The sequence below is a fragment of the Brachyspira pilosicoli genome (assembly GCF_019402445.1).
GTDB classification, from domain to species: domain Bacteria; phylum Spirochaetota; class Brachyspiria; order Brachyspirales; family Brachyspiraceae; genus Brachyspira; species Brachyspira pilosicoli_B.
This window is the reverse complement of sequence record NZ_SRZM01000073.1, coordinates 22,155-31,324: the sequence shown is the minus strand read 5'-3', so window position 1 is coordinate 31,324 and position 9,170 is coordinate 22,155. Positions and strand designations below refer to the sequence as shown.

6 protein-coding genes are annotated in these 9,170 nt (G+C 28.4%); 2 read left to right on the top strand and 4 right to left on the bottom strand.

All coding sequences use genetic code 11. The annotated features are described in order from the left end of the window. Positions 1 to 637, bottom strand: a 637-nt coding sequence (locus E6A48_RS03070) for an aldo/keto reductase (protein ID WP_219708518.1), incomplete at its 3' end; no start/stop codon positions are given. A gap of 138 nt (positions 638 to 775) precedes the next feature. Here E6A48_RS03070 and E6A48_RS03065 point away from each other — a divergent pair. Together E6A48_RS03065 and clpB are read left to right on the top strand one after the other, a co-directional pair. Further along, on the top strand, positions 776 to 2,509 hold the full coding sequence (locus E6A48_RS03065; protein WP_219708517.1) for a hypothetical protein: 1,734 nt from the start codon (positions 776 to 778) through the stop codon (positions 2,507 to 2,509). A gap of 295 nt (positions 2,510 to 2,804) precedes the next feature. Then, positions 2,805 to 5,384 carry an ATP-dependent chaperone ClpB gene (clpB, locus tag E6A48_RS03060; protein ID WP_219708516.1) on the top strand — a complete coding sequence of 860 codons (2,580 nt, stop codon included), beginning with the start codon at positions 2,805 to 2,807 and terminating at the stop codon, positions 5,382 to 5,384. A 52-nt stretch (positions 5,385 to 5,436) separates the two neighbouring features. Here the strand turns inward: clpB and E6A48_RS03055 are convergent, their stop codons facing one another. The 3 genes from E6A48_RS03055 to E6A48_RS03045 are packed head-to-tail and all read right to left on the bottom strand — an operon-like array spanning position 5,437 to position 9,069. Beyond that, positions 5,437 to 6,027 (bottom strand): OmpA family protein, encoded by a 591-nt coding sequence (locus tag E6A48_RS03055; protein ID WP_219708515.1) that lies wholly within the window; start codon positions 6,025 to 6,027, stop codon positions 5,437 to 5,439. Between the two features lie 15 nt (positions 6,028 to 6,042). Beyond that, on the bottom strand, positions 6,043 to 7,302 hold the full coding sequence (locus tag E6A48_RS03050; RefSeq protein ID WP_219708513.1) for a hypothetical protein: 1,260 nt from the start codon (positions 7,300 to 7,302) through the stop codon (positions 6,043 to 6,045). A 15-nt stretch (positions 7,303 to 7,317) separates the two neighbouring features. Next, on the bottom strand, positions 7,318 to 9,069 hold the full coding sequence (locus E6A48_RS03045) for a YdgA family protein (RefSeq protein WP_219708512.1): 1,752 nt from the start codon (positions 9,067 to 9,069) through the stop codon (positions 7,318 to 7,320). Positions 9,070 to 9,170 lie beyond the last annotated feature (101 nt).

The window sequence follows — 9,170 nt, the reverse complement described above, 5'->3', positions numbered from 1 at the left end:
TTTTTTTTAATATAGCATTATCAAGTATTTTACCAGTGCCAAGCGGACTCCAAGCTTCAACAAGTATATTATTATCTCTACAATATTTTAATGTTTCTTCTTGCATAAAACCAACATGAAACTCTATTTGATTTACCATAGGTTTAATTTCTGTTTGCATTAAAGATTTTAAATGATGAGGCATAAAATTAGAAAGACCTATTGATTTTATTTTGCCTTTTTTATAAAGCTCTGTCATAGCTTTCCAAGTTTCCAAATTAATATTATCCCAATCTTTAAATTGATTTTCTGATGCAGGCCAATGTATTAAATAAAGGTCAAGATAATCAAGCTCCAAATCATTAAGAGTTTTTTCAAATGCTTTTAATGTTGTATTGTATCCTCTATCTTTGTTCCAAACTTTGCTTGTAATAAATAATTCTTTTCTGTCTATGCCGCTTTCTTTTATAGCCTTACCTACACTTTTTTCATTGCCGTAAATAGCAGCTGTATCAATATGCTTATAACCTAACTTTATAGCCTCTTTTACAGAGTTTACAGCAGTATCTCCATCTGGTGTCTGCCAAGTACCAAATCCTATACAAGGAATTTTATAATTATTATTTAATGTAAAAGTATTATTTAAATTAGAAAACATATTTATACACCCTTTTTTTATCAAATTATATAATATACTGTTTCAAAGTCAATTACATATATAACTAAAACATATTTTATATATTTATAAAATAAATAACTTGAAAAATAGTATTTATGGTATAAAATTAAAACTATCATGAAAAACAAAATATTTTTACTTTTAATTATTCTAAATCTGTTAATATCTTGTAAAAAAGTAAATCTATTAACTCCATCTATTATACCTCCCCCTACTGAATTTAAAAACAATGAAAAAATACCTCAATATCCAACACCAAGTCCAGTACTTCCTATACCTCCTGAAAAAACAGAAGAAAAAAATATCATTGTTACTCCAGAAATTGTGAAAGACGGAATAGTATTTGGAGGATATGGAAGAAGATTTAAATTCAATAATGAATGGCATATATTAGCAACTAATGAATATAAATATGACCCTAATACTAAAATATTAACTCCAACATATAAAGGTGCAATATTAAAAATAGATAATAATGGAAAAACTATAACAAAAATACATAGCCTCTCACTAAGTGATGATTTAGAAAAAACAGAATATTGGACTAACCTTAATTCAAGAAAAGTTTTAATAGAACAAGATAAGGTAAAAATTCCAACAGGCGGAACATATGAAGTTGTATACAAATATCCAGATAAAAAATATGAATATAAAAATATAAAATTCTACAGAGATAATTTTAGATATATATCAGATGTTTTATTTAATTTGAAAGGAAAGAATACTTCAGACTTGATAAATTGGATTGACTCTCCTGATACTTATAAAAGAGAATATATTTTGCCTAAATTAAATTTTGATAATCCTAATTTCCAAGGAAGAATTGGTTCAGCCCATTGGGAGGTTAAATTATTATATTTTAAAGGTAAATTTTTATTATTTACTCATCCTACAGTATATGACTATTATACAAATGGATTTATTCCTCCTTCTAGTGAAGATTTTTATTTAGATTCAAAATATTATTATACTATAGAGGTTGGAAAAGATACATCTGACCCTAAAAATTGGAAAACAAATGAAGCCCCTTGGGGAAGAAGAGGCGTAATTGATTATTATCGTTATGATGGAACGAAAATCTATATATCAGGAGGAAGTACATATAAATATCAATACAATGCTTCTGACGGATATTGGTATATTATGTCATCAGAAGCATATGCCGCTGATGTATTAGATGGAATATGGTCTACTAAAGACGGAATTAATTGGGAAAGAGAAAAAAGTCCGAATCCTTTTAAGTCTGCTGCAGATATTATATACTTTAAAGTAAATCCTCTACTTACATATACAGCCTCTGATGATGGTACTCCTTTTGAACCTAAATATACAGAACTTAACGGCAAATATTACAGAACTTTTAATACAACCTATCCAATTCCTCCTGTAAAAGAAATTATGGAGGCTGCTGAAAGGTTTGAAACTAATTTCACAATTACAGAAGAACATGTTAAAAATTCAGGCATTTATCAAATTCAAGTATCATCTGTTCACCCTGATAATGCCAAAGAAACAGATTGGGTTACTATAGTTCCTAAAAATCAAATAAGCTCATCTACAGAATGGGAAAGCGGCGGAGGAGATTTATTTAATTTTAATGGAAAATTAGTACGTTTAGTAGATTATGACAGAGAGTTCAAATTAAACACTCAATATGAAGAAGCATTGAATTTATCTAAGCAATATTATAATTTACTTATAAACTCTCCTGTATCAGAGTATAAAAAAAATTGTTATTACTTTTTATACTATAAAGCTATGGCAGATATGATTAAAATAATTAAAGATAAAAGCAATAATTATTTCAAACCAGAGAAAGCTTTTACACATTACACATTTGAGTTAAATTAAAAAATAAGAATTAATATGCTATATTGATACAGAATATAAATTTATAGTATTATTTTTATACAATATGCTTGTTTTTTATATATAAAATTTATACAATTATATTAATTGAAACATAAAAACAAAGATAAAAATATAGTTACAACGTATAAAAACAACACATTTTTATATATTTGTTTGGCATATTTTTTGCATATATATAAGCGTACAGCAATTAAATGCTGAAACAAAATTATTTAACAAAATAATTAATTTATAAAGGAGTTAGGCGGTTTAAGAGCCGTCAATTAATTAGAATATGGATTATAATAAATATACAATAAAAGCCCAAGAGGCAGTAAATGAAGCTGCTAATATAGCAAATGGTGAAGACCATAATGAAATAAAAAGCGAGCATTTACTTCTTGCATTATTAAAACAAGAGGACGGACTTATTCAGCCTTTAGTAGAAAGAATAGGCGTTCCTATAAACACATTAATAGATAAAACTCAAAGATTAGTTGATGAAAATGTAAAGGTTACAGGAGAAAATGTGCAGTTACATCTCTCTACTAATGCTGGTAAAGTTTTAGCGAAAGCAGAAAAAGAAGCTAGTGCTTTAAAAGACCAATATGTATCAACAGAGCATATATTCTTAGCACTTGTTGAAGCTGATAACAAAGCAGGCGACATGCTTAGAAAAAGCGGCATAAGCAAAAAAGAAGTTTTAAGTGCATTAAAAGATTTAAGAAAAGGACAAAGTGTTAACAGCCAAGACCCAGAAGCTAAAATGCAGGCACTTGATAAATACTGCCGTGATTTAACAGCATTAGCAGAGGCAGAAAAAATTGACCCTGTTATAGGACGTGATGAAGAGATAAGACGTGTTATGCAGGTGTTGTCAAGAAGAACAAAAAACAATCCTGTGCTTATAGGTGAGCCTGGTGTTGGTAAGACAGCTATTGTTGAAGGACTTGCAAGAAGAATAGTTTCTCAAGATGTACCTGAGGGACTTAAAGATAAAAGGCTATTAGCTTTAGATTTAGGTGCATTAGTAGCTGGTGCTAAGTTTAGAGGAGAGTTTGAAGAGAGATTAAAAGCTGTTATCACAGAGATAGAAAAATCTGAAGGAAGCATTATATTATTTATAGATGAGCTTCATACTCTTGTAGGAGCAGGTGCAACTGAAGGTGCAATGGATGCTTCTAATCTATTAAAACCTGCATTAGCAAGAGGCGAATTAAGAGCAATAGGTGCTACTACTTTAGATGAATACAGAAAATATATTGAAAAAGATAAAGCACTTGAAAGAAGATTCCAACAAGTTTATTGTAAAGAGCCTAGTGTTGAAGATACTATTTCAATATTAAGAGGCTTAAAAGATAAATACGAAGTTCATCATGGTGTGAGAATAAAAGACGATGCATTAGTTGCCGCTGCTGTTTTATCTAATAGATACATAACTAACAGATTTTTGCCAGATAAAGCTATTGACTTGGTAGATGAAGCTGCAAGCCAATTAAAAATAGAGATAGACAGTCAGCCTACAGAACTTGATAAAATTGAGAGAAAAATATTACAACTTAATATAGAAAAACAAGCTCTTTCAAAAGAAAATGATGCTGCTTCCAAAGAAAGATTAGAAAAGCTTGAAAAAGAATTATCTGAACTTTCTGAAGAACGTAATGCTATGAAACTTCAATGGGATAATGAAAAAGGAAGAATTGAAGAGAGTAGAAAATTAAAAGAAGAACTTGAAGCTTTAAATATAAAAGAAACTCAATATACAAGAGAAGGCAATTTAGCTAAAGCTGCTGAAATAAAATATGGTAAAATACCAGAATTACAGAAAAAATTAGAAGAAGCTACTAAAGCTATGGAAGAGGCTAAAAACTCTGATAAGAAAGGTCTTTTAAGAGAAGAGATTTCTGAAGATGATATAGCTAGAGTAATATCTGTATGGACTGGAATACCTGTAAGTAAAATGCTTACAAGTGAAAAACAAAAATATTTACAGCTTGAAGAAGTGCTACATAAAAGAATTGTAGGACAAGATGAGGCAATCACTTCAGTTGCTGATGCTATTAGAAGAAACAGAGCAGGACTTTCTGATGAAAACAAACCTCTTGGAAGTTTCTTATTTATAGGACCTACTGGGGTTGGTAAAACTGAACTTGCTAAGACTCTTGCTGATTTCTTGTTTAGCGATGAAAAAGCTTTAACAAGAATTGATATGAGTGAGTATATGGAGAAGTTTTCTGTTACTAGACTTATAGGAGCTCCTCCTGGATATGTAGGTTATGATGAAGGAGGACAATTAACAGAAGCAGTTAGAAGAAGACCTTATTCTGTTATACTATTTGATGAGATAGAAAAAGCTCACCCTGATGTATTTAATGTTTTACTTCAGGTATTAGATGACGGAAGGCTTACTGACGGACAAGGAAGAATAGTTGATTTCAAAAATGCTATTATCATAATGACAAGTAATTTAGGCTCTGATTTAATTCTTGAAGCTAATGATACTAATGATATCAAAGAAAAAATTCAAGAGTTGCTAAAAATGTCATTTAGACCAGAGTTCTTAAATAGGATAGATGAGATAATAACATTTACTAGACTTGACAAAAAATATATTGCTGAGATAGTAAGAAATCAAATAGCAAGAGTTGCTAACAGACTTAAAGACAGAAGAATAACTTTAGATGTAAGCGATGAAGCTATAGACTATATTGCTGATATTGGTTATGACCCTCAGTTTGGAGCAAGACCATTAAAAAGAGCAATACAGAATTATATAGAAAATCCTTTAGCCAAAGAAATGCTAGCAGGAAAATATTTAGAAGGAGACACTATAAAAGTTGTAAAAGAGGGTAATGGTTTGGTTTTTGAAAAATAATATTAAATAAAAATATTAAGGGCTTAGTAATAAATATTTTACTAAGCCTTTTTTAATAATTTGTGTTATTAATATAATAATTACTATAATAGTTGCTGTAATAATAATTATAATTGCTTAATTGATTTTCACATTTCAATGCCACAAAATCAACTCTTCTATTTTGAAAAGTATTAGTAGTGTATTTAGGAGCAAAATAACTATATGGATAAATCTTTACTCTTTCATGATAAACACCGAAAGAAAGTATAACATCTCTTATAACACTTGCCCTTTGAAGAGAAAGCTTCATATTTAGATCTAATTTCTCTTTGCTTATCTCATCAGCATGACCTTCTACTATTAAAATAGCATTTCTATTATTGCTCATAAAGCTAATCATTTCATTCATTACATATGTATAATCTTCTATATTATATGGCTTTTTTGCTCCAACTTTATAATATATTTCTCTATCTGTGTTAAGTAAATATCCTCTTTCAGTTTGAATAATACTCATATTAGTGCTTAAAACAAAATTATAATTACATTCACTTTCAATATTTTTAGGTTTATCCCAAGAAAAATATATTCTTCTCTCTGGTATGAAGCAAGCTATTAAAATAAAAGGCATTAAAACGAACAAAAATATTTTATAATTCATTAAACTATTAACCTCTTAAAACCTTATATTAATTGGTATAAATGAAATAGCAAGCTGCTTTGTAAATATACCATACTCTATTGAAAAAGATTGATAAAATATATCAAAATGAAACCCTACTCTCATATCATAAAGCTTATAAGAGATTTTATCTTCTGAATTTGGCATATATAAATCATTAACAGTTATTTCATGTCCAACAATATTAGCATAACTCCCTATGCCATTAACTCCAACTTTTGATTCTAAACTTCCAAATACAATATCAGCACCTACAGAAAAATAAGCATCTAAATACTGTATAACAGGAACTTTATCTCTCATCTTAAAACCAAATACTATCTTAGGGCTTAAAGCAAAAGTTTTCCATTTGGATTCTAAAAATGCATTTCCATTAAATACAACCCCTGTATCAGTTCCGCCATTATAACCAAGATAAAGAGGAACATATACATTTCTATTGTTTGCAGACATTTTCAAATTACCTTCATCATAATTAAAATCCATTCTTAAATCGCCGAAAAAATATTTAGTTCTAAAAAGATAAGCCTTTAAAGAAGCTCCTATATTATAGCCTAAAGATTCTATTTCAACATCATTAACAACTATTCCATAAATATCCTTAAAACCCAAAGACATTCCTCCCCTAATAGTGAGAGCCAAAGGTAAAGGTCCAAGATTCACTTGCAAATAGGCATTAATATGAGGAATAGGAAGAAGCTCTAAAGAGTCGGATAATGATTCATAATCGTTTTTATTATTATTTTTTATTTTTTCTGCTGAATATAAAGGCACATCACTATATAAATTAATTCCAAAACTTCCTATAGGTGTATGCATTGGTATGAGAAGACCTGTATTATTACCAGAGGCTGCATTAAAAGCTGTTTTATTTTTTAATGCATTGATAACTGCAGTTGCTGTGCCTTGCTGCATATTAGCTAATTCTAAGAAACCTAAAGTCGTTCCAACTAATAATATTACAGATTCGTTTGTAGTAGTGTCAAGAATTTTCTCTGGATTTTGAGCTATAGTTATAAGTTCTCCAAATGTAAATGTTTTTATGCCGTCATCAAAAAGTTTATTCATCTGTTCGCTTTCAATTAAAATATTCAAAGTTTCTTCAGGAATATTATTATATCTTCCAGTTGATTCTACATAAGCATTAATAAAAGTTCCATAATCAACACTAGGTATTACAGGCGGAAAAAACTGCGCAAATAAATTAAACGAATTTAAAAAAGCTAATATAAATACAAACAATAATCTCTTCATTAAAAAATCCATAACTTAAAGCTCAAAAGTATAATGCGTAACAGCCTTATCAGGATAAAAATAATTATTTCCTTTATCTTTTATCATCTTTAACATATCAGCTATTGCTTTATAATATAAAAAATAATAATTATATTGTTTATAAATCTCAATACTTTCTGCTGTTTTAAGCATCTCATAATATTGCTTTGAAAGATTTAGTGAACTTTCATACTGATTATCTATTTGAAAAACTCTATCATAATCTAATAAACGAACTATTTTATTATTGAAAGTAAATAAATCAGCTCCTCCACTCTGCCAGCCTATAACAGAGTTTATTTCATTATTAGGTATAACAGTAACCCAATCAGATTCCTCTGCTTTATCAGGAGGCACTGGAGAAACCTGCAACTGATAAGCACCAGACTTTTTAATATGCTCTTCTGTAATTGTAAAATTAGTTTCTAATCTATCTGCAGTTTCTTTAATTTCTTTGATAGGAGGAATAGGATATGTAGCGTTAAAAGTTCTATAATATTTTCCATTTAATTCTGTATAAGAAGGCTCTAAAGGGGCAGCATTTCTATCTTTATAATCTCCCATAACATTTTGTGATTTATAAGAAGAGATAGTAACATCACTTGTTAAAATTTTCAGATAATCAGAAGTTGGCTTAGTATCTTCTTTCCAATTTACTCCATCTTCTGATGAAAAATATTTATCTGTATACACATATTTTCCATTTTGTTTCCATAAATTTCCATCATATTCATAAACACTATTTCCAAAATTAGCTTCACACAAATAAAGCTTATTCTCATCAAAAGCAAAATGATTAACATAAATAAGTTTTGTACCATTATATTCAGGGAAATAATTTGTAGTCCAATTTTTAACATCACTTATATCCTTACCATAATCAATAGTATAATATTCATCAGAATAAAATTCAAAAGAAGGTTTACTTGGATCTCTATATCCATTAGGATTCTCATCAAAAAGGTTTTTTGGTCCTTTGTATAAAAATATTTTTCCTTTATAATAAAACATAAAATATTCTATTACATTCAATCCATATCTTCCTAAAAAATTAGGTTCTATATGATTAGTATTAGGCATTTTATAAGTTTTTGTAGTTTCAATTACAGTATCACGCCAGTTTACTAAATCATCAGATTCCATATATCTTTTATGTTCAATAAAATTCTTAACAACAACAAATATATCTTTAAGACTAAAATCTATATTTCCTTTTATGAAATTTTTATCTTCTGTATAATCAAAATCTGTAGTAGTATATGCAAGAGATATAATTTTAACTTTATTAGGCTCTATTATTAATTGGTCTGAAGTTAAAAAAAGCCAATATTGTTTTGAACCTAGTTCTGTACCTTTTGGTAAAGTATATATTTTGCTTATTGTAGTGCCATCATTACCTATTTTTAATAATGCCCCTTTTCCTGTAGGGGTAAGTTTTTTAGTATCAGCATCATATTCATATTGATTGGTAGCTAATACATACCATTCATTTTTATATTTAAATCTTTTAGCATATCCTCCAAATACTGTATTATCAGCAACTATTTCTGGAGTAACTTTTATTGGTTTTTCTTCAATTTTATCTGGAGGGTGTGGAATTGGAGTTGGGATTGGATAGTCTGGAACTTCACTAATATTAGGAAACGCTGTTGGAGGAGGTATATAGGCAGAACTTAATAAATTTATTTTTTTGCAAGATACTATTAATATCAAAACAAAAAATATAACAGCTATTTTTTTTATCATATCCCCCCCAAAAAATAAAAATGATACTAATATAATATACTATATTAATATCATTTTCAAATATTTTTTATTTTGATATAATTTAATATTATTTGTAAAAA

Excerpts from the sequence above, each read along its gene's own strand:
- E6A48_RS03050 (WP_219708513.1), bottom strand. The coding sequence starts at position 7,302 with ATGAAGAGATTATTGTTTGTATTTATATTAGCTTTTTTAAATTCGTTT.
- E6A48_RS03065 (WP_219708517.1), top strand. The coding sequence starts at position 776 with ATGAAAAACAAAATATTTTTACTTTTAATTATTCTAAATCTGTTAATA.
- E6A48_RS03045 (WP_219708512.1), bottom strand. The coding sequence starts at position 9,069 with ATGATAAAAAAAATAGCTGTTATATTTTTTGTTTTGATATTAATAGTA.
- E6A48_RS03055 (WP_219708515.1), bottom strand. The coding sequence starts at position 6,027 with ATGAATTATAAAATATTTTTGTTCGTTTTAATGCCTTTTATTTTAATA.
- clpB (WP_219708516.1), top strand. The coding sequence starts at position 2,805 with ATGGATTATAATAAATATACAATAAAAGCCCAAGAGGCAGTAAATGAA.